The sequence below is a fragment of the Luteimonas sp. S4-F44 genome, assembly GCF_022637415.1.
In the GTDB taxonomy this organism is placed as follows: Bacteria; Pseudomonadota; Gammaproteobacteria; order Xanthomonadales; family Xanthomonadaceae; genus Luteimonas.
Map to the genome: position 1 here is coordinate 882,049 of NZ_CP093340.1, position 18,687 is coordinate 900,735.

19 protein-coding genes are annotated in these 18,687 nt (G+C 69.2%); 11 read left to right on the plus strand and 8 right to left on the minus strand.

Annotation, left to right across the window (positions count from 1 at the left end):
• Positions 1–21: 21 nt before the first annotated feature.
• The gene (locus MNO14_RS03955; protein WP_241945482.1) at positions 22–639 is read left to right on the plus strand and encodes an NAD(P)-dependent oxidoreductase; all 618 of its coding nucleotides are present in this window, start codon (positions 22–24) and stop codon (positions 637–639) included.
• 55 nt (positions 640–694) lie between these two features.
• Here the strand turns inward: MNO14_RS03955 and MNO14_RS03960 are convergent, their stop codons facing one another.
• Together MNO14_RS03960 and proC are read right to left on the minus strand one after the other, a co-directional pair.
• Positions 695–1,165, minus strand: coding sequence for a DUF4426 domain-containing protein (locus MNO14_RS03960; RefSeq protein WP_241945483.1), 471 nt, complete (start codon positions 1,163–1,165; stop codon positions 695–697).
• Positions 1,158–2,000, minus strand: coding sequence for a pyrroline-5-carboxylate reductase (gene proC / locus MNO14_RS03965; RefSeq protein ID WP_241945484.1), 843 nt, complete (start codon positions 1,998–2,000; stop codon positions 1,158–1,160). The genes MNO14_RS03960 and proC overlap by 8 nt, the downstream gene beginning before the upstream one ends.
• A gap of 167 nt (positions 2,001–2,167) precedes the next feature.
• On the opposite strand from proC, the gene MNO14_RS03970 reads away from it, so the two are divergent.
• The 4 genes from MNO14_RS03970 to MNO14_RS03985 all read left to right on the plus strand — a co-directional run bounded on the left by MNO14_RS03970 (position 2,168) and on the right by MNO14_RS03985 (position 6,107).
• The gene (locus MNO14_RS03970; RefSeq protein WP_241945485.1) at positions 2,168–3,205 is read left to right on the plus strand and encodes a type IV pilus twitching motility protein PilT; all 1,038 of its coding nucleotides are present in this window, start codon (positions 2,168–2,170) and stop codon (positions 3,203–3,205) included.
• Positions 3,206–3,304: 99 nt separating this feature from the next.
• Positions 3,305–4,435, plus strand: coding sequence for a PilT/PilU family type 4a pilus ATPase (locus MNO14_RS03975; RefSeq protein ID WP_241945486.1), 1,131 nt, complete (start codon positions 3,305–3,307; stop codon positions 4,433–4,435).
• Positions 4,436–4,540: 105 nt separating this feature from the next.
• Positions 4,541–5,320 carry a M48 family metallopeptidase gene (locus tag MNO14_RS03980; protein WP_241945487.1) on the plus strand — a complete coding sequence of 260 codons (780 nt, stop codon included), beginning with the start codon at positions 4,541–4,543 and terminating at the stop codon, positions 5,318–5,320.
• A 160-nt stretch (positions 5,321–5,480) separates the two neighbouring features.
• Positions 5,481–6,107 carry a superoxide dismutase gene (locus tag MNO14_RS03985; RefSeq protein WP_183427425.1) on the plus strand — a complete coding sequence of 209 codons (627 nt, stop codon included), beginning with the start codon at positions 5,481–5,483 and terminating at the stop codon, positions 6,105–6,107.
• Between the two features lie 97 nt (positions 6,108–6,204).
• Here MNO14_RS03985 and MNO14_RS03990 read toward each other — a convergent pair whose 3' ends face one another.
• Positions 6,205–6,744, minus strand: coding sequence for a DNA-3-methyladenine glycosylase I (locus MNO14_RS03990; protein ID WP_241945488.1), 540 nt, complete (start codon positions 6,742–6,744; stop codon positions 6,205–6,207).
• A 99-nt stretch (positions 6,745–6,843) separates the two neighbouring features.
• On the opposite strand from MNO14_RS03990, the gene MNO14_RS03995 reads away from it, so the two are divergent.
• The 4 genes from MNO14_RS03995 to MNO14_RS04010 all read left to right on the plus strand — a co-directional run bounded on the left by MNO14_RS03995 (position 6,844) and on the right by MNO14_RS04010 (position 9,497).
• Positions 6,844–7,299, plus strand: a complete 456-nt coding sequence (locus tag MNO14_RS03995) for a peptidylprolyl isomerase (RefSeq protein WP_241945489.1) — start codon at positions 6,844–6,846, stop codon at positions 7,297–7,299.
• A gap of 143 nt (positions 7,300–7,442) precedes the next feature.
• Positions 7,443–7,997, plus strand: coding sequence for a YqgE/AlgH family protein (locus MNO14_RS04000; protein ID WP_241945490.1), 555 nt, complete (start codon positions 7,443–7,445; stop codon positions 7,995–7,997).
• Positions 7,994–8,479 (plus strand): Holliday junction resolvase RuvX, encoded by a 486-nt coding sequence (gene ruvX, locus MNO14_RS04005; protein WP_241945491.1) that lies wholly within the window; start codon positions 7,994–7,996, stop codon positions 8,477–8,479. Before MNO14_RS04000 ends, ruvX begins: the two co-directional genes overlap by 4 nt.
• A gap of 70 nt (positions 8,480–8,549) precedes the next feature.
• A complete protein-coding gene (locus tag MNO14_RS04010) occupies positions 8,550–9,497 on the plus strand; it encodes an aspartate carbamoyltransferase catalytic subunit (RefSeq protein ID WP_241945492.1) in 948 nt (315 codons plus the stop codon).
• A gap of 19 nt (positions 9,498–9,516) precedes the next feature.
• Here MNO14_RS04010 and MNO14_RS04015 read toward each other — a convergent pair whose 3' ends face one another.
• The 4 genes from MNO14_RS04015 to MNO14_RS04030 all read right to left on the minus strand — a co-directional run bounded on the left by MNO14_RS04015 (position 9,517) and on the right by MNO14_RS04030 (position 13,922).
• Positions 9,517–10,788 carry a hydroxymethylglutaryl-CoA reductase, degradative gene (locus MNO14_RS04015; protein ID WP_241945493.1) on the minus strand — a complete coding sequence of 424 codons (1,272 nt, stop codon included), beginning with the start codon at positions 10,786–10,788 and terminating at the stop codon, positions 9,517–9,519.
• A 99-nt stretch (positions 10,789–10,887) separates the two neighbouring features.
• Positions 10,888–11,652: an enoyl-CoA hydratase/isomerase family protein gene (locus MNO14_RS04020; protein ID WP_241945494.1), complete on the minus strand. Its 765-nt coding sequence runs from the start codon at positions 11,650–11,652 to the stop codon at positions 10,888–10,890.
• A 28-nt stretch (positions 11,653–11,680) separates the two neighbouring features.
• Positions 11,681–12,907, minus strand: coding sequence for a CoA transferase (locus MNO14_RS04025; RefSeq protein ID WP_241945495.1), 1,227 nt, complete (start codon positions 12,905–12,907; stop codon positions 11,681–11,683).
• Positions 12,908–12,941: 34 nt separating this feature from the next.
• On the minus strand, positions 12,942–13,922 hold the full coding sequence (locus MNO14_RS04030) for an Lrp/AsnC family transcriptional regulator (RefSeq protein WP_241945496.1): 981 nt from the start codon (positions 13,920–13,922) through the stop codon (positions 12,942–12,944).
• Positions 13,923–13,976: 54 nt separating this feature from the next.
• On the opposite strand from MNO14_RS04030, the gene MNO14_RS04035 reads away from it, so the two are divergent.
• On the plus strand, positions 13,977–15,053 hold the full coding sequence (locus tag MNO14_RS04035) for an AraC family transcriptional regulator (RefSeq protein WP_241945497.1): 1,077 nt from the start codon (positions 13,977–13,979) through the stop codon (positions 15,051–15,053).
• 43 nt (positions 15,054–15,096) lie between these two features.
• Complete coding sequence (locus MNO14_RS04040) at positions 15,097–16,425, plus strand: hypothetical protein (RefSeq protein WP_241945498.1); 1,329 nt, start codon at positions 15,097–15,099, stop codon at positions 16,423–16,425.
• 97 nt (positions 16,426–16,522) lie between these two features.
• Here the strand turns inward: MNO14_RS04040 and MNO14_RS04045 are convergent, their stop codons facing one another.
• Complete coding sequence (locus MNO14_RS04045; protein WP_241945499.1) at positions 16,523–18,679, minus strand: TonB-dependent siderophore receptor; 2,157 nt, start codon at positions 18,677–18,679, stop codon at positions 16,523–16,525.
• Positions 18,680–18,687: the final 8 nt, after the last annotated feature.

The window sequence follows — 18,687 nt, forward strand, 5'->3', positions numbered from 1 at the left end:
CCCAGTTTCGAGAATCCCCCAATGCAACGCATCGCCATTGTCGGCGTGACCGGTCGGGCCGGATCGCGCCTTGCGCGCGAACTGCTCGCGCGTGGTCACCGCGTGACCGGCATCGCCCGCAACACCGCCGATGTCCCCCCGCAGGCAGGGTTGAGTCTGCACTCCGCCGATGCCTCGCGTCGCGAGTCGCTTGCGCCGGTGCTGGCCGGGCACGACGTGGTGGTCGGCGCCGCCCGCTTCGACGGGGGACCGAGCGCCCAGGTTGTCGTCGACGCGGTCCGTGCGGCCGGTGTGCCGCGGCTGCTGGTCGTCGGCGGCGCCGGCAGTCTGGAGGTCGCGCCGGGTGTCGCCTTGATCGACACCCCGGAGTTCCCCGAGGCCTATCGCGCCGAAGCGGCTGCCGGCCTTGTGTTCCTGCGCGCCTTGCGCGATGTCGCCGACCTTGACTGGACCTTCGTCTCGCCGGCGGCCGTGTTCGAGCCCGGCGAGCGCACCGGCGTGTTCCGGGTCGGCGGCAACAGCCTGCCGGTCGATGGCCAGGGCCGCAGCGCGATTTCGATGGAGGATTACGCCATCGCGTTCGCCGACGAAATCGAACGTCCCGCGCATCCGCGCCAGCGCATCAGCGTCGGCTACTGAGACCGCAGATACGGGGCCGCGGCCTCGCCGCGGCGCCCGTGGAACCTGCGCGTCGTCAGCGTGGGATCTCGCGGCTGAAACGCAGCACGGTGCGGACGCCGTCGGTGCCCGCGACCTCGAGCTCCAGCCGCAAGGTGTCGGGGCCGGACGCGCGTGCGGTGGCGACATGATCGATCTGCCCGTCAACGGTGACCGCTGCGAACGTCAGTGACTGACGCATACCGCGCAGGTCGCGCGCATGGCCGGTCACGGTCACCGGCGGCGTGGCGTCGCCGTCGCGGACGCTGACCAATACCAGCACGCGGTCGTCGCCGCGGTCGATGCCGTACTGGCGCGCGGCGGCCTCGGAGATGCGCGCAGTCGGCACGACGCTGGCCTCGACCTCGGCGGTGCCGAGCAGGGCGCGTTCGGGCATCGCGAGGGTGTTGCCGCCGCCGCTGGCGACCGGCGGCGTGGACGGTTCGGCGCCGCAGGCGGCGAGCGCCAGCGCCAGCATGGCCGCCAGCGGTCGCCAGTGCTCAGTCATTGGCGGCCGACAGTTCGGCACCGCGTCGCGCCGCGCTGGCGATCGCCTCGGCGACCAGTGCGCGCAGCCCGCCGCCCTCGAAGGTCTCGATCGCCGCCTGCGTGGTGCCGCCGGGCGAGGTCACGCGCTGGCGCAGCGCGGCAGGTGCCTCGTCGCTCTCGGTGAGCATGCGCGCCGCGCCGAGCACGGTCTGCAGTACCAGCGTGCGCGCGTCGGCAGCCGGCAGGCCCTGGGCGACCGCTGCCGCTTCCATGGCCTCGGCGAGCAGGAAGACATAGGCGGGGCCGCTGCCCGAGACCGCGGTGACCGCGTCCATGCGCGCTTCGTCCTCGATCCACACCGTGGGCCCGGCGCTGCGCAGCAGGGCATCGGCGCGCTGGCGCCCGGCGGGGTCGACCTGGGCATTGGCGAACAGGCCAGTCACGCCAGCGCCGAGCAGGGCGGGGGTGTTGGGCATCGTGCGCACGACCGCGACCCCGCCGCCGAGCCAGCGCTCGAGCTGTGCGGCGGTGATGCCCGCCGCGATCGACAGCACCAGCGGACGCGCTTCGGCGGCCAGCGGCGCGAGCGCTTCGCAAACCCCGCGCAGCACCTGCGGCTTGGTCGCCAGCACCCAGGTCCCGGCGCCGGCGACAGCCTCAGCGGCGGTCTCGAACGTCAGGATGCCGAAGTCGCGTGCGAGCGCGTCGCGGGTGCCGGCATTGGGATCGGCGACGCGGATCGTGCGCGGGTCGGTGTCGCGCGCGAGCAGCCCGCCGATCAGGCTGCGTGCCATGTTGCCGCCGCCCACGAAAGCGGTCGCGGTGGCGGTATCGGAGACGGAGGTTTGGGGCATGAGGAGTCCGGAACGGCAGGAAGGGCGCCGCCCCGGATGCCGCGCCGCGCAGTCCGGCGACGCGGCCGCATTGGGGCTGCGACGGCGAGGTCTATACTGCCGCCGGACACCGGGAGGCGCCAGTCGCCGCCGGCCTGCGCCGCTGCCGGACCACCAACGAGGGAACCATGGACATCGCCGAACTGTTGGCGTTCTCGGTCAAGAACAAGGCCTCCGACCTGCATCTTTCGGCCGGTCTGCCGCCGATGATCCGCGTCGATGGCGACGTGCGGCGTATCAACATTCCCGCGCTCGACCACAAGCAGGTGCACGCGCTGATCTACGACATCATGTCGGACAAGCAGCGGCGCGACTACGAGGAGTTCCTCGAGGTCGACTTCTCGTTCGAGATCCCCGGACTGGCGCGGTTCCGCGTCAACGCGTTCAATCAGAACCGCGGCGCCGGCGCGGTGTTCCGCACGATTCCGTCCGAGGTGCTGACTCTTGACGACCTCAACTGCCCGCCGATCTTCCGCCAGCTGATCGACCAGCCGCAGGGCCTGATCCTGGTGACCGGGCCGACCGGCTCGGGCAAGTCGACCACGCTGGCGGCGATGCTCGACCACATCAACAAGAACGAGTACGCGCACATCCTGTCGGTCGAGGATCCGATCGAGTTCGTGCACACCTCGCAGAAATGCCTGGTCAACCAGCGCGAAGTCCACCGCGACACCCACGGCTTCAACGAGGCACTGCGCTCGGCGCTGCGCGAGGACCCCGATTACATCCTGGTCGGCGAGTTGCGCGACCTGGAGACGATCCGTCTGGCGCTGACCGCGGCCGAGACCGGCCACCTGGTGTTCGGCACTCTGCACACCAGTTCGGCGGCAAAGACCATCGACCGCATCATCGACGTCTTTCCGGCCGGGGAGAAGGCGATGGTGCGCTCGATGCTGTCCGAATCGCTGCGCGCGGTGATCTCCCAGGCGCTGCTCAAGAAGGTCGGCGGGGGCCGCACCGCGGCGTGGGAGATCATGGTAGGCATCCCGGCGATCCGGAACCTGATCCGCGAGGACAAAGTCGCGCAGATGTACTCGGCGATCCAGACCGGCCAGCAGTCGGGCATGATGACCCTTGACCAGCATCTCCAGGACCTGGTCAGGCGCGGCGTCGTCGCGCGCGCTCAGGCGAAGGAAAATGCGAAGGACAAGCGACTTTTCGAATAGCCGCGATGCGTGAAGCGTGATGCATCAAGGCGAAGCGCGGCTGCCGCTCGTTCGACTCACCGATCACCCATGACCAATCCCGGCTCCGCAGGAGCACAGATGAGCAGCCTCGACTTCACTTCGTTCCTCAAGCTGATGGCCCACCAGCGGGCGTCGGACCTGTTCATCACTGCCGGCCTGCCGCCGTCGATGAAGGTGCACGGCAAGATCACGCCGATCACCCAGACGCCGCTCACGCCGCAGCAGGCGCGCGACATGGTGCTCAACGTGATGACGCCGCCGCAGCGCGAGGAGTTCGAGCGCACGCACGAATGCAACTTCGCGATCGGCGTCTCCGGCGTGGGCCGGTTCCGCATCTCGTGCTTCTACCAGCGCAACCAGGTCGGCATGGTGCTGCGGCGCATCGAGACCCACATCCCGACGATCGAGGAACTGAACCTGCCGGCGGTGGTCAAGACGCTGGCGATGACCAAGCGCGGCATCGTGATCATGGTCGGCGGCACTGGCGCCGGCAAATCGACGTCGCTGGCGGCGATGATCGGCTACCGCAACCAGAACTCGACCGGCCACATCATCACGATCGAGGATCCGATCGAGTTCGTGCACCGGCACGCCGGCTGCATCATCACCCAGCGCGAAGTCGGCATCGACACCGATAGTTGGGAGGCCGCGCTCAAGAACACCCTGCGCCAGGCCCCCGACGTGATCATGATCGGCGAGGTGCGCACCCGCGAGGGCATGAACCACGCGATCGCCTTCGCCGAAACCGGGCATCTGGTGCTGTGCACCCTGCACGCCAACAACGCCAATCAGGCGATGGACCGGGTCATCAACTTCTTCCCCGAGGATCGGCGCAGCCAGTTGCTGATGGACCTGTCGCTCAACCTCAAGGGCGTCATCGCCCAGCAATTGATCCCCACGCCCGACGGCAAGGGCCGGCGCGCGGCGATGGAGATCCTGCTCGGGACGCCGCTGGTGCAGGACTACATCCGCGAAGGCGAGATCCCCAAGCTCAAGGAGATCATGAAAGAGTCGACCAACCTGGGCATGAAGACCTTCGACCAGTCGTTGTTCGAGCTCTATCAGGCCGGCGAGATCTCCTACGAGGACGCGCTGCGCTACGCCGATTCGGCCAACGAGGTGCGCCTGCGCATCAAACTCGCCCAGGGCGGCGATGCGCGCACGCTGGCCCAGGGCCTGGATGGGGTGGAAGTCGCCGAGGTCCGCTGAGGTGTGTGCCAGCCGCTTGATCGGCGAGGCGCGTGCGGCCGAAAATCCGCGCGCGGCGACGGGCCCGGTGCGCGTCGTCGAGCCATCCCATTACAAGGAAGCACCATGCACCACTTCGTTCCCCGCTGCGTCCTGGCCGTTTCGCTGCTGGCCGCGGCGGTCTCGGCCGCGCACGCGCAGAGCGCCCTTGACCGGCTCAAGGGGCTGGGCGGCGGCCGCGCGCAGACCGCGCTGGATGTTGGCAGCGACGTCGTCAAGGGCCTGACGCTCAGCGATGCCGACATCGCCACGCTCGGCGCCGAAGCCGCGGTCGCCTACGATGCCGAAAACCTGGTCGCGCCCGCCAACGATCCCTACGCGCAGCGGCTATCGCGCCTGGTCGCGGGTTGGGAGAACGATGCCGACCTGAGGCTCAACTTCAAGGTCTACCGGACGCCTGAGATCAACGCGTTCGCCTTGCCCGACGGCTCGGTCCGGGTGTTCAGCGGGCTGATGGACACGATGGACGACGACGAACTGCGCTTCGTCATCGGGCACGAGATCGGCCATGTCAAACACGGCCACAGCAAGGCCCGGTTCCGGACCGCCTACCTCGCCCAGGCCGCGCGCAAGGGCGTGGCGAGCACCGACAACGCCGCCGGCCGCCTGGCGGCGTCCGAGCTGGGTGGCGTCGTCGAAGACGTGATCAAGGCGCAGCACTCGCAGTCCAACGAGCTCGAGTCCGACGGTTATGGTCTGGGACTGCTGCAGCGCGGCGGCTTCAATGCCCAGGCGGCCGTGACCGCATTGCAGAAGCTCGACGACGGCGGCCCCAAGGCCGGCATGCTGTCCAGCCACCCCGATCCGGCGCGCCGCGCGCAGCGGATCCAGGCGCAACTGCGCTAAGCGCGTCGGGCACGCGCTCGCGGGTCTTGCCTGCTGCGCGTGTCGCGAAACGCTGCGTTGTTCCGATCTCGCCCGTGCTGCGCGTATTGTGGCCGGGCCTTGTCGCCAGTTTGACCTCCGCCGGAGGACAATGGCGCATTCATACAGAGGAGTTCCGCTGATGGCCTACACCCTTCCCGAACTTGGCTACGCCTACGACGCGCTCGAGCCGCACATCGACGCCAAGACGATGGAGATCCATCACACCAAGCACCACCAGACCTATATCAACAACGCCAACGCCGCGCTCGAAGGCACCGAGTGGGCGGATCGCCCGGTCGAAGAGCTGGTGGCCAACCTCGACAAGCTGCCCGAGGACAAGCGCGGCCCGCTGCGCAACAACGCTGGCGGTCATGCCAACCACTCGCTGTTCTGGACGGTGATGTCGCCCAAGGGCGGCGGCGCGCCGGTCGGCGATGTCGCCAAGCACATCGACAGCGACCTGGGTGGCTTCGACGCGTTCAAGGAAGCCTTCACCAAGGCCGCGATCAGCCGCTTCGGCAGCGGCTGGGCCTGGCTGTCGGTCGACAAGGCCGGCACGCTGAAGGTCGAGAGCAGCGCCAACCAGGACAATCCGCTGATGCAGGGCATCGGCTCGGGCAACACCCCGATCCTGGGTCTGGACGTCTGGGAACACGCCTACTACCTCAAGTACCAGAATCGCCGCCCCGACTACATCGCCGCGTTCTACAACGTCGTCGACTGGAACGAGGTCGAGCGCCGCTATCAGGCCGCGGTCAAGGGCTGAGCCCAGGCCGCAGCAGTGTCGCCACCATTCCGGCCGCGTAAGCGGCCGGAATGCGTTCGGGCGATGGCGCTGCGATCGGCACCGTCGCCAGGTCCGGTCATCGCGCCGATCGCCGGGCGAGCGTGCGCGCGACCGGGCAGTCGGGGCGATGCGCGCCGGGCAGATAGCCCAGGCTCATCAGGAACTCGCCGGTGATCTCGCCGCCGGTGAACCGGAACGTGCGCTTGAACAGCTTCACCCACGAGGCCTTGTCCCGTGGCTTGCCGTCTTCGTCGGCGTGCGCGTCCAGCCACGCGGCGAAGCCGCCATGGCTGGCACGCATGCGCTGCACGACCTGGGCGTTGTGGATCGCCGCGTCGATCTTGAGCCGGTTGCGGATGATCGCCGGGTCGGCCATCAGGCGCGCGCGGTCGGCCTCGCCGTAGCCGGCGACCGCATCGACGTCGAACCCGTCGTAGGCGGCGCGGAAGCCCGCGCGTTTGCGCAGCACCGTCTCCCAGCTCAGCCCGGCCTGGTTGATTTCCAGCAACAGGCGCTCGAACAGCACCGCCTCTTCGCGCTGCGGAAAGCCGTACTCGGTGTCGTGGTAGGGCCCGTGCAGCGGATGGCCGGGGGCGATGTCGCAGTAGCCGCTCATGCGCGCAGCATAGGCAGGGCCACGGCCTGGCGCCAGCGCCGGCTTGCGCCCTTCACGGCGGCCGCGCGACCATGCGCCATCGCCCAGCAGGAACCGCCGATGGAAATCGCACACCGTCGTGTCGCCACGGTCCACTTCACGCTGTCGGACACCGCCGGCGCGCAGATCGCCACGACCCGTGGCCACGATCCGCTGGTCTACATGCACGGCAGTGGTTCGATCATCCGCGGGCTGGAAGAGGCGCTCGAGGGGCGCAGCGCCGGCGACACGTTCACCGTCGAGATTCCGCCCGAGGCCGGCTTCGGGCCGCGCCACGACGGTCTGGTGCAGCGCCTGCCGCGCAGCGTGTTCACCGGCAGCGCCGTGCCGGCGGTCGGCGAGAAACTGCGTGCGCAGACCGAGAAGGGCCCGTTGGACGTCACCGTCACCGCGCTCGATGCCGACAGCATCACCGTGGACGGCAACAACCCATTGGCCGGGCGCACGCTGCGCGCCGAGGTCGAGGTCGTCGGCGTGCGGGTGGCCACGCCCCAGGAAATCCAGTTCGGGCTGTAAGCCGACCGCCCGCTCAGCCTGGGCCGGGCGCACGCGTTGCGCAGCTGTCGGCGGCGGCTGTGTGAAGCCAGGCCCACCGGCCATGGTGCCGACCAGTGGATCGTGCACGCGTGGCGTGCGGCGCGGCCGGCTAGAATGCCGCCATGTCGTTCTTCGCCAATCACCTGCTGGTCGCACTGCCGGCGCTGCAGGATCCCGACTTCGCGCGTTCGGTCGCGCTGATCTGCCAACACGATGCCGAGGGCGCGATGGGCGTGGTCGTCAATCGGCCCTCGGAGTACACGCTGGGCGAGGTATTCGAGCAGATGGGCATCGTGCTCATCGACCAGCGCCTGCGCGACCACCGGGTGCTCGCCGGCGGCCCGGTGCATCCCGAGCGCGGCTTCGTGCTGCACGACGGCGAAGCGCGCTGGGATTCGAGCCTGGCGATCGCCGAGGGCCTGAGCGTGACCACATCGCGCGACGTGCTCGAAGCGATGGCGGCTGGCGAAGGGCCGGACAATGCGATCGTCGCGCTGGGCTGCGCCGGCTGGGGGGCCGGCCAGCTCGAGCAGGAAATGACCGAGCACAGCTGGCTGACCGTGCCCGCCGATGCGCCGTTGCTGTTCGACACGCCGCTCGATGCGCGCTGGCAGGCGGCGGCGGGCCGGATCGGCGTCGACATGACGCTGGTCGTCAGCCACGGCGGCCGCGCGTGAGCGAGGCCAGCGCCGAGTCCGCCGCCCCGACGATCCGCCGCGACGGCACGGTACTCGGGTTCGACGTCGGGGCGCGACGCATCGGCGTGGCCGTGGGCAGCGCGTTCGGCCACGGCGCGCGCGCGCTGGCCGTCGTCGACGTGCACGGCGGCCAGATCGATTGGCCGGCGGTCACGCGCCTACACAAGGAATGGCGGCCGGACGGCATGATCGTCGGCGACCCGCTGACCCTGGACGGCGGCGACCAGCCGGCGCGGGTGCGGGCGCATGCGTTCGCGCGCGAACTTGTCGCCCGCTTCGGCCTGCCAGTGGTCTTGATCGACGAGCGCGCAAGCTCGATCGAGGCGGCCCGCCGCTTCGCGGTCGACCGGGCCGAGGGGCGTCGGCGCCGCCGCGATGCGGCGACACTCGATGCGGTCGCCGCAGCGGTCATCGTTGAGCGCTGGCTCGCCGCGCCGGACACCGGCACGCCGGTGCGCTGACCGACGCGTGCTATCCGCGCAGGTACCGGGTGCGGGACAATCGAGCTCCCGCCGCTGCCCGCCCACTGCGATGTCCCCGACCGCTTCTTCCGCGCAACTCGATGCCGACGGCCGCCTGCGCCACCTGTTGACCCTGGACGGCCTGCCGCGTGCGACGCTCGAGGCGCTGCTGGTGCGCGCCCAGGCGATCCTCGACGGCGATCAGACCCATGCGCCGCTCGCCGGAGTCGCGGTCTGCACGCTGTTCTTCGAGCCGTCGACGCGCACACGGCTGAGCTTCCAACGGGCGACCCAGCGGCTCGGCGCCGACGTGCTCGGCTTCGACGCCTCGACCTCGTCGACGACCAAGGGCGAGACGGCGCTCGACACCTTCCGCAATATCGAGGCAATGGGCGTGCGCGGTTTCGTCGTGCGCCACAGCGCCGACGGCGCAGTGGCCGCGCTGGCGCAGGCCGCGGCACCGGGCACGGCGTTGCTCAACGCCGGGGATGGGCGCAGTGCGCATCCCACGCAGGGTCTGCTCGACATGCTGACGCTGCGTCAGACCAAGGGCACGGATTTCTCGGGCCTGCGCGTGGCGATCGTCGGCGATGTGAAGCACTCGCGGGTCGCACGCAGCGACCTGCAGGCGCTGCGCACGCTCGGTGCCGGCGAGATCCGCGTCTGCGGCCCGGCAGCGTTGCTGCCCGACGAGGCGACGCTCGCCGGCTGCACCGTCTCGCACGAGCTCGACGCGGCGCTTGCGGGCGTGGATGCGGTGATGATGCTGCGGCTGCAGCGCGAGCGCATGGAAGAGGGGCTGGTTGGTTCACTCGAGGACTACCACCGCGACTACGGACTTGACGCACGCCGGCTGCGGCTGGCGGCGCCCGATGCGGTGGTGCTGCATCCCGGGCCGATGAACCGCGGCGTTGAGATCGCCGACGAGGTCGCCGACGGCCCGCAGTCTCAGGTGCTGCGTCAGGTCCACAACGGCGTCGCGGTGCGCATGGCCGCGCTGGAAGCGTTGCTGGCGTAGCACGGCCGAGCGGCCGGGACTACGCGCCGGCGCGCAGCTCGGCGAGCAACTGCTGGGCACGGTCCTGGCGGACGTGGCCGTCGGCCACCAGCCGGGCGGCCAGCGCTTCGACTTCGTGTTCGGCGGCGCCTGCGGCGACGGCGACGTTGCGCGCGTGCAGCGACATGTGGCCGCGCTGGATGCCTTCGGTCGCCAGCGCGCGCAGCGCGGCCGTGTTCTGCGCCAGCCCCACGGCGGCGGTGATCTCGGCCAACTGGTTGGCGCTGCGGACGCCCAGCAGCTTCACCGCCGCCTGTGCGGTGGGATGGGTCCGGGTTGCGCCGCCGACCAGGCCCAGAGCGAGCGGCAGTTCGAGGCTGCCGACCAGGTGGCCGTCGGCGTCCTTCTCGAAGTGCGACAGCGACGTGTAGCGACCGTCGCGGCAGGCGTGGCAATGGGCACCGGCCTCGATCGCGCGAGTGTCGTTGCCGGTCGCCAGCACGACTGCGGAAATGCCGTTCATGATGCCCTTGTTGTGGGTCGCCGCGCGGTAGGGATCGGCGGCGGCGAAGCGGTACGCATCGACGATCCCGTCGACCACGGCCTCGCCACCCAGCTTGTCGGCATCGAACACCGCGCGCACCCGCACCAGGCGCAGGTCGGCCTTATTGCTCAGGATGCGCAGCAGGCTGCGTCCGCGCGCGATCGCCGCGATCCGCGGCGCCAGCGCCTCGGCCATGGTATTGACCGCATTGGCGCCCATGGCGTCGCGCACGTCGACCTGCAGATGCAGTACGACGGCGCGGAAATCCGTCGATTCGACCAGCCGCACGTCGATGTCGCGTGCGCCGCCGCCGAGTTCGACCAGCAACGGATCCTGCGCGTTGGCCAGTGCGAGCAGTTCGTCGCGGGCCTCGAGCAGGCGCAGTCTCGCGGCCTGGGGATCGGCGACATCGAGCACCTGCACCTGGGCGATCATGACCGGCGCCATGCTGGAGGTGTGGAACCCGCCGCGCTCGCGAGCCACCAGAGCGGCATTGCTCGCCGCCGCGACCACCGAGGGCTCCTCGGTCGCCATCGGCACCAGATGGTCGCGGCCGTCGATCAGGAAATTGGCCGCGACGCCCAACGGGATCGCGATGGTGCCGATGGCGTTCTCAATCATGCGGTCGGCGATCGATGCCATGCCGGCAGCGGTGTGCCGCAACGCGTGCAGGTGCTCGGCGGGCAGGCCGCTGACCTCGACGATCTTGCGGAAGCGGCTGTCGGGGTCGAGCTTGTAGAAACCGGGGATGCGGCTGCTGGCGTTCATGGCGGTCCTGGAGACGAAGGGCGTGGAGATCGGATGGCCCGGCAGCGCTGGCGCGGGCATACCGGACGTGGTGGCGTCGGGGGGGCGCAGCGGCCCGGATCAGTCGAAGACCGGAGTCTGCTTCTTCGCGAACGCAGCCAGGCCGCGCCGGGCATCGGCGCTGGTGAAGGCACGCTGGCCCAGTCGCGCTTCTTCGGCGAAGGCCTCGGCTTCGGGCAGGTCGACCAGCCGCTGGACCGACTCCTTGATCACCGCCAGCGCGCCGGGGCTGAGCGCTTTGATCCGCTCGGCCAGCGCCAGCGTCTGCGGCATCAGGTCGGCGGCCGGCACGACGCGATTGATCAGTCCCTTGGCCAACAGCTCGTGGGCGCTGAAGCCGTTGGCGGTGAGCAGCAGTTCCATCGCGTGCGCATAGGGAATCTGCCGAACCAGCCGCACCAGGGTGCCGCCGGCCGGTACGATGCCCAGCGAGGGCTCGGGCAGCGCGAACTTGGCGTGCTCGGCCGCGATGCGGATGTCGGTGCCCAGCATGATCTCGAAGCCGCCGCCCAGGCACAGTCCGTTGATCGCGCACAGCACCGGCTTGTAGAGCCGCAGGTTCTTGAGGTGGGCGTCGTCCCATTGCGAGATATCGAACTGGTCCTCCATCAACGCGGGGATCGACTCGCCGAGGTCGGCCCCGACGCAGAACGCGCGCTGGCCGCTGGCGGTCAGGATCACCACGCGCACGCGGGAGTCGTCGCGGGCGGCGACGAACGCCTCGCCCAGCGCCTGATACATCGCCAGGGTCAGCGCGTTGAGTTTTTCGGGCCGGTCGAACCGGATCATCGCGATGCCGTCCGACACCTCGTATGCAATGGCCATCAGCAGTCTCCTGTCGACGCGCGGTGCATCACACCGCGCCCAGCGATTTCAGGCGTTGAAGTTCCTCGGCATCGATACCGAGCAGTTCGGCATAGACCCCGGCGTTGTGCTCGCCCAATCGCGGCGCCCGTCCGCGGGCGTCGGCCTGAGTGCGCGAGAGCTTGATCGGCGTGCCGAACATGCCGATCCGGCCTTCGGGATACTCGACGTCCACCACCATGTCGCGCGCGGCGATATGCGGGTCTTCGACCACCTCGCGGATGTTCTTCACCGCGCACAGCGGGATGTCGTCGCCCGCCATCGCTTCGAGTTCGGCCTTGTCGCGGTCGCGGAACCAGCCTTCGACGACCGGCTTCACCCGGTGCGCATACACCTGCGGGTCGAAGCGCTTGGCCATGGTGTCGATCTGCGGATCGTCGATCAGCTCGGGCGTGCCGAATGCCCGGCACGACAGGGCCCACAGTTTGTCGTTGTAGCCGCCGAAGAAGACGTGGCCGTCCCGGCATGGGAACTGCCCGTAGGGCCTGACGAAGGGATGATCGTTGCCCAGCGGCGTGGCGATCTCACCGTCGACGGTGTACTTGACCACCGCGTTCTCGGTCAATGCGAGTACCGAGTCCTGCTGGGAAACATCGACCAGTTGCCCCTGCCCACTGCGCTCGGCTTCGCGCACCGCGGCCAGCACGCCGATCGTGGCGAACAGCGTCGCCGACACATCGCCGACGATCGTGCCCACCCGGACCGGTGGGCGGTCGGCGAAGCCGTTCATCGACCACAGGCCGCCGGTGGCCTGGCCGCTGTTGTCGAAGCCGGGCTTGCGCGCATTCGGACCGGTCTGGCCGAAGCCGCTGATCGCCGCGTAGACCAGCCGCGGATTGAGCTCACGCAGCACCTCGTAGCCGACCCCGAAGCGCGCCATGGTGCCGGGGCGGAAGTTCTCCACCAACACATCGGCCCGTGTCGCCAGCTGTTTGAGCAGCGCGCGGCCGGCCTCGTGCTTGAGATTGAGGGTGATGCCTTCCTTGTGCCGGTTGTACTGCGCGAAGAAGGCGCTGAAGCGCTCGTCGCCCTCGCCGACCAGCGGCGGGAACTCGCGGACGTAGTCGGGGTCTTCCGGGTGTTCGATCTTGATGACCCGTGCGCCGAGGTCGGCCAGGATCATCGCGCAGTAGGGGCCGGCGACGACCCGGGTGATGTCGAGCACCAGTAATCCGGACAGCGGACCGCGGCGCGCCTGCGAGGCACCGGCGCTCATCGTGCGCCTCCCGGGGCCGGGCGAGTCTCCGGGCTCAGCCGGTGGCCGATGTCAGCGGGTAGCCCTTGAAGGCTTTCATCTCTTCCATCAGGAAGCTGGAGACGATCTTCTCCACGCCGAAGTCGCCATCGGTCATCTCGCGCATGATCCGCTTCCAGTCGTGGAGATCGCTGACCACCACGCGCAGCAGATAGTCGTAGTGGCCGCTGATGCGGATCGATTCGGCGATCTCCGGGGTGCGTGCGGCCCAGGCGTCGAAGTCCACGAACCGTCCCGCCGAGTGCCGCTCGAAGGACACCTGCGCGATCACGATCGTCGCGGTGCGGATACGGTCGATCGCGACGTGGGCGCGATAGCCGGTGATCAGCCCGCGGGCTTCCAGGTCGCGGATCCGGCGCAGGCAGGCGCTCGGCGACAACGCGACCCGACGGGCCAGGTCGCGATTCTTGGTCTGGGCATCCTGCTGCAGAATCTGCAGGATTCTCAGATCGATCCGGTCGAGCGTGTCTTTCGGGGGCATGGCGGGCATCGGGCGAAGCGGATGCCACGAGTCTCGCCGCTGCGACGCGGGACGACAACGGCGCCGGCTGCGGACGCACCATGCCCACGCCGGCACAACCGCGCGCATTGCCGACGCCGCGACGCGCTGCGCGCGCGTTTGCATCGCCTGCGACGCCGCGATATTGCGTGCGGTCGCGGGCTTTTCCTGTCGGAACAACGACATATCCGAAATCGTGTCGGTCGCACCGCCTCTGGACAGCCGACCCGTGCCGGCTTTTGATGCGGGAATGGACTGAAAGGATGATGGCCAAGAATCGAGGCACCGGTGGAAGGTGTTCGAAGCGTAGTCCCGGGGCGCGGCCGCCAGGATGCCGATCGGGGCGGCGACTTCACCGAAACCGCCCGGGGCCGCGCTGGCGCCCATGTGCTGCACGCCGTTCGTCCACGACGGGTCCAGGCCGGCCTCACGACCGGTCGCGGAGATTGCGCCGCCTGCTGGATGCGGATGGCCCACCGGCTCGACGCGGGCACGACGCCCGTCGCTCGGCCAGGTATGGAGGTGAGATCGATGCTCCTCGACGAGCGCACCATTGAAGACATGCGCGCCTGCGCCGGGCAGGCCTCGGAGCTGACGCACTGGCGCAGCGCCGCGGTGCACGAAGGCTGGCGCGAACCGCTGGCGGCCGGGCATGGCTTCCGGCACCGCTACGACGCCGCCGTCGGCGACGGCGGCTGGGTGTTCCACCAGCTCAACGACGCGCTGTCGATGGCGATCGTCGATTTCCGCGCCGCGCGTCCGCTCTCGCGATTGCATCGCCACGACGACCACCTGGTGTTCTGCGCCTGGATCGAAGGGCGCAGCACGATCTGTGCCGGCGACGAGCGTGATGACGATGCGCTGGCGCACGGCTTCTGCACGTTCTACGGCCTGTCCAGCGGCGATGCGGTGCGCACCGTCTACGAACCCGACCGCCCTCTGCGCTGGGTGTCGATCTTCCTGCGCCGCGACCGCGTGCGCGATGTCCTGGGCGTGGACGCGGCTGCGCTGCCGGCCCTGTTTCGCGACTACATCCTGCATCGGACGCCGACCGGGCTGCGCCACGTGCCGCTGGGCAGCGCCGCCAGCGTTGCCGCACACCAGGCGTTCGAGTGCGCCGAGCAGGGCGAGCTGCGGCGGCTCTATCTCATTGCCAAGGCGATCGAGATCATCTGTGCGGTGATCCGCGCGCATGCCAGTGGCCACGCCGATGGCGGTCCGGCGCTGTCGCGTATCGAAGTCGACAAGGTCAAGCTCGCCAGGCAACTGATCGAGCGCAATCTCGACGAGCCGCTGAGCGTATCGGAACTCGCGGCGGCCGTCGGCATGACGGTCAAGAAGCTGCAGGCCGGGTTCCAGGGGCTGTTCCGGGGCAGTGTGGGGCAGGTCTACAAGCAGGTGCGGCTGTCGAAGGCACTGACCCTGGTGAGCAAGAGCGACATGCCGATGATCGACATCGCCATCGAATGCGGTTACGAGTGTCCGGGCAGCTTCACGCGTGCGTTCAAGCTGGCGTTCGGCACCTGTCCGACCCTGGTGCGCGCATCGGCGGCCCGTGGCGCTTGCGCGTCGTCGGACTGCGATGGCGTGGCGGGTCGGGTGAACTAGCGTGTCGCGCCGAAGGGCTGCGCGATCGATCGGAGACGTGACGATGCGGTACGTGCTGAACCCGCTTGCCATCGCGACGCTGCTCGCCATGGCCCCCGCCGCCACCGCAGCAGGGCTGCCGTCCCCGGACGGCGCGTACGCCGTCGGCACGACGCACGTCCAGTTTGTGGATCGTGCGCGAACGCTCGATCGGCGCGATGTCGCGAGCGGGCCACGGGCGGTGCCTGCGGTCGTCTGGTATCCGGCCCGCGAAGATACGCGTACCGACGCGGCGCCGACTTACCTGGCAGGCCCGGCGCTCGCCACGACGCTGCCGGCGATCGCCCGCAACTTCGGCTATTCCCCAAACGACCTGCACGCATTGGCGACCGTCCGCGTCGACGTGCACCCCGCGGCACCACCGGCGCACAGCCCGCAGGGCTTTCCGGTCGTGGTGTTCAGCCACGGCTTCTTCTTGTATCCGTCGCAGAACACCGCGCTTGCGATGCACCTGGCCAGCCACGGCTACATCGTGGTCTCGATCGCCCATCCGGGCGATGCCGCCGACATCGGCCTGGATGACGGCCGCGTCGCCGCGACCCGGGTTGGCGTCGAGGGCGACGATCCGCGGTTGGCGCAGGCGATGCAGGTGCTGGCGAACGGTGCCGATCCGCAGCCATTGCGCGAGGCGCTTTCGACCTACGCGGACGCATTGCCCGCGACGCGGATCGGACGGTCCTTCGCCGACTGGCGCGACGACACCTTGGCGGTGGCGCAGCAACTGCGCGACGGGCGGTCGCCCGAGGCGCTGCACGACGTGTTGGCCGGTGCAGATCTCGGGCGTCTGGCCTTTGTCGGGATGTCGTTCGGCGGTGCCACCGCGGCCACGAGCTGCCGGCTGGTGGCCGTCTGCCGCGCTGCGGTCAACCTTGACGGCCAGAACTTCGACCCGGCGCTCTACGACGGCCCGGTCGATCGCCCGCTGTTGCTGATGCTCAGCGACTGGACACGCTACGGTCTGCTCGCGGGCCAGTCGCGCGATGCCGACTTCAGCCCGAACGATCTGGCCTATGCGCGATGGCGCGATGCCGCGCGCGACAGCGACGTCGTCCGCGTCCGCCTGCAGGGGGCGCGCCACCTCGGATTCACCGATCTCGTCGCCCTGCTCGATGGCCCCGAACGCGAGGCGCGCGTCGGCGAGCTGGACGGCGACGCGGCGCTGTCGGCAATCGGCGACCTGGTCCTCACCTTCCTCGACGCGCATGTGCGCGATGGCGAGGTCGCGGACATCGATCGTGCGATCGGACGCCATCCGGCCTTGGTGCCGCATGTGCCCACGCGGCTGCGGTCCTGGACGACGCCGGTGCGCGCGGCCACGCCCGATCCGCCGTGAGCGGCGGGTCGCGCGCTGCCGCCTGCGGCATGTCCGGATGCGGGCCGCAGGCGTGACGGGTGGATGACGCGCGCCGGTCCGCCCGGCGAATCCAGCCTCAGAAGCGCCAGTCCAGGCTGATGGCGTACTCGCGCGGTGCGCCGTAGTAGCTGACCGAGTACAGACTCTGGATGTACTTTTTGTCGCCGACGTTGTTGACGTTGGCGCGCAGCGTCAGGTCGGGGGCGATATCCCAGGCGGCGAAAGCGTTGAACAGCGTGTAGCCGCCCTGTCGCACCGGTGCACTGGTCACGTAGCTCTCGAAGTTGGAGATGCGGCTCTGCCAGCGGCCACCCACGCCGAAGGAGAATGCCGGATTGCCGGGCAGGCGCGTGCTCAGCAGCAGGTTCGCGGTGCGACGCGGCACCCAGCGGTAGGTATCACGGCCATCCTCGCCGTCCATCGACAGTTGGGTGTAGCCCAGCAGCAGGTCGCTGTGCTCGCCGAGCCGGCCGGATGCCTCGAACTCGAAGCCCTGCGAATCGATGTCCACCGGCCGCGAGTAGCCGTAAGCGTAGCCATCCATGAATCGCGTACCGACATAGGTGGCCAGGCCCGCCTGCTTGGCACTGAACCAGGCCAGCGTGGTCAGCAACCGCCGGTCCAGCCATTCGGCCTTGACCCCGAGCTCGTAGTTCGTGCCCTTGCTCGGATCGAAGTACTGGCGCTCGTAATCGACCTCGTCTTGGGGCTGGAAGATGTACGAGTAGTTGGCGTAGCCGGTGATGCGGTCAGTGAAATCGAAGGTGAGACCGGCATACGGCGCGAGATTGCGATCGGTGTTGTCCGAGGCGCCGCCGGCGTTGTCGGTCGTGTCGCGCTGGTACTGCGCCCAGTTGAAGCCGAGAACACTCTTGAAGCGGTCGGTGAAGGCGAGGCGGGTCGCGCCGAATACGCGGGTCATGCGCTGGTTCAACGTGGTGTAGACCGCGCGCTCGCCCCAGGTGGGTTCGCCGATCGCGTTGCCGGGGTAGGGGAAGCCGGGCAGTGCGCCGAACGCCGGTCCGGTGGTGTCGGTCGGGTGGTACCAGTCCATCCCGCGGCTTCTGGCTGCGCTCACGCCCAGCATCGCCTCCTGCTCGCGGCCGAACAGAGTGAACCGCCCGTTGAGGGTCAGATCGCCCAGATGCGCCTTGGTTTGGTACGGGCTCTTGTAGGCCCAGCCGTACAGCCCGGTGCCGGTCGCTGCATCGAGGCCGAACAGCGAGTAGCCCATGAACAGCTGGGCGTCGTGCTCGTAGAGCCGGTAGTTGTAGGAGACCTTCGCCTGCCAGTTGGTGCCCAACTGATGGGTGTAGTCGACGAACCCGGTCTGGGTGGTCGAGTTCCAGTAGGTCCAGTCCTGCGTGGTCGAGGCGCTGCGGTCCCATTCGAGCTGGCGGCCCTGGGTATCGATGAAGCTCAGCGCGCCCCACATGTTGCCGCTGGTGTCGGCCTGCTGCCAGGCGTAGCCGACGGCCAGCGTGCCGTTCTCGCCGACCTGGCCGTCGACGACGCCGTAGAGGTAGCTGCGGTCGCTTTCGAAGTCGCGCAAGTAGGAATCGCTGTCCTCGCGCGCGGCGACGATCCGCCCGGCCCACGTCCCCTCCTCGGTGAGCGGTGTCGAGTAGTCGGCTTCGAGCCGGCGGCGGCCGTGCGAACCGAAAGTGACGCCGAGTTGCCCGCGGGTGTCATTGGTGGGCCGCTTGCGCACGTAGTTGATCGTGCCCGAGGCATTGCCCACGCCGGTCAGCAGACCATTGGCGCCGCGGATCACCTCCAGCTTCTCGAAGCCGAAGGCATCCATCGCGTTGGTGACCACGCCCCAGCCGTTCGGCAGGCCGACGCCGTCGATCTGGGTGTTCTTGATCTCGAAACCGCGCGCGAGGTACTGCGTCTGGTTGGTCGAGACCTTCTCCACCTGGATCCCGGTGGCCAGGCGCAAGGCATCGTCGAGGCTGTCGGCACCGAACTGCTGCATCTGGGTCTGATCCACCACGCTGATCGACTGCGGGGTTTCCTTGATGTCCAGGTCGAGGTTGGTGGCACCGTTGCTGACGCGGCTGGCACGCTGGCCCACGACCAGCACCGCATCCAGTTCGCGCGCCTGCGGGCTCGTTGCGGTGGCGGGCAACGGCGTGCCGGTGTCGTCGGCAGTCTGTGCGAAAACCGGTGTCGCCAGCAGCGCGAGCGCGAGCGCGCTCGGCATCGCGGCGCGGGTGGATGCGTTCTTCATGTCGACCT

Bases quoted from the DNA above. Each gene is read 5' to 3' on its own strand.
- MNO14_RS03975 (WP_241945486.1), top strand. From the start codon at position 3,305: ATGAGCAGCCTCGACTTCACTTCGTTCCTCAAGCTGATGGCCCACCAG.
- proC (WP_241945484.1), bottom strand. From the start codon at position 2,000: ATGCCCCAAACCTCCGTCTCCGATACCGCCACCGCGACCGCTTTCGTG.
- MNO14_RS03970 (WP_241945485.1), top strand. From the start codon at position 2,168: ATGGACATCGCCGAACTGTTGGCGTTCTCGGTCAAGAACAAGGCCTCC.
- MNO14_RS03980 (WP_241945487.1), top strand. From the start codon at position 4,541: ATGCACCACTTCGTTCCCCGCTGCGTCCTGGCCGTTTCGCTGCTGGCC.
- MNO14_RS04040 (WP_241945498.1), top strand. From the start codon at position 15,097: ATGCGGTACGTGCTGAACCCGCTTGCCATCGCGACGCTGCTCGCCATG.
- MNO14_RS03955 (WP_241945482.1), top strand. From the start codon at position 22: ATGCAACGCATCGCCATTGTCGGCGTGACCGGTCGGGCCGGATCGCGC.
- MNO14_RS04015 (WP_241945493.1), bottom strand. From the start codon at position 10,788: ATGAACGCCAGCAGCCGCATCCCCGGTTTCTACAAGCTCGACCCCGAC.
- MNO14_RS04020 (WP_241945494.1), bottom strand. From the start codon at position 11,652: ATGGCCATTGCATACGAGGTGTCGGACGGCATCGCGATGATCCGGTTC.
- MNO14_RS04025 (WP_241945495.1), bottom strand. From the start codon at position 12,907: ATGAGCGCCGGTGCCTCGCAGGCGCGCCGCGGTCCGCTGTCCGGATTA.
- MNO14_RS04045 (WP_241945499.1), bottom strand. From the start codon at position 18,679: ATGAAGAACGCATCCACCCGCGCCGCGATGCCGAGCGCGCTCGCGCTC.
- MNO14_RS03960 (WP_241945483.1), bottom strand. From the start codon at position 1,165: ATGACTGAGCACTGGCGACCGCTGGCGGCCATGCTGGCGCTGGCGCTC.
- MNO14_RS04035 (WP_241945497.1), top strand. From the start codon at position 13,977: ATGCTCCTCGACGAGCGCACCATTGAAGACATGCGCGCCTGCGCCGGG.
- MNO14_RS04010 (WP_241945492.1), top strand. From the start codon at position 8,550: ATGTCCCCGACCGCTTCTTCCGCGCAACTCGATGCCGACGGCCGCCTG.
- MNO14_RS03985 (WP_183427425.1), top strand. From the start codon at position 5,481: ATGGCCTACACCCTTCCCGAACTTGGCTACGCCTACGACGCGCTCGAG.
- MNO14_RS03995 (WP_241945489.1), top strand. From the start codon at position 6,844: ATGGAAATCGCACACCGTCGTGTCGCCACGGTCCACTTCACGCTGTCG.
- MNO14_RS03990 (WP_241945488.1), bottom strand. From the start codon at position 6,744: ATGAGCGGCTACTGCGACATCGCCCCCGGCCATCCGCTGCACGGGCCC.
- MNO14_RS04000 (WP_241945490.1), top strand. From the start codon at position 7,443: ATGTCGTTCTTCGCCAATCACCTGCTGGTCGCACTGCCGGCGCTGCAG.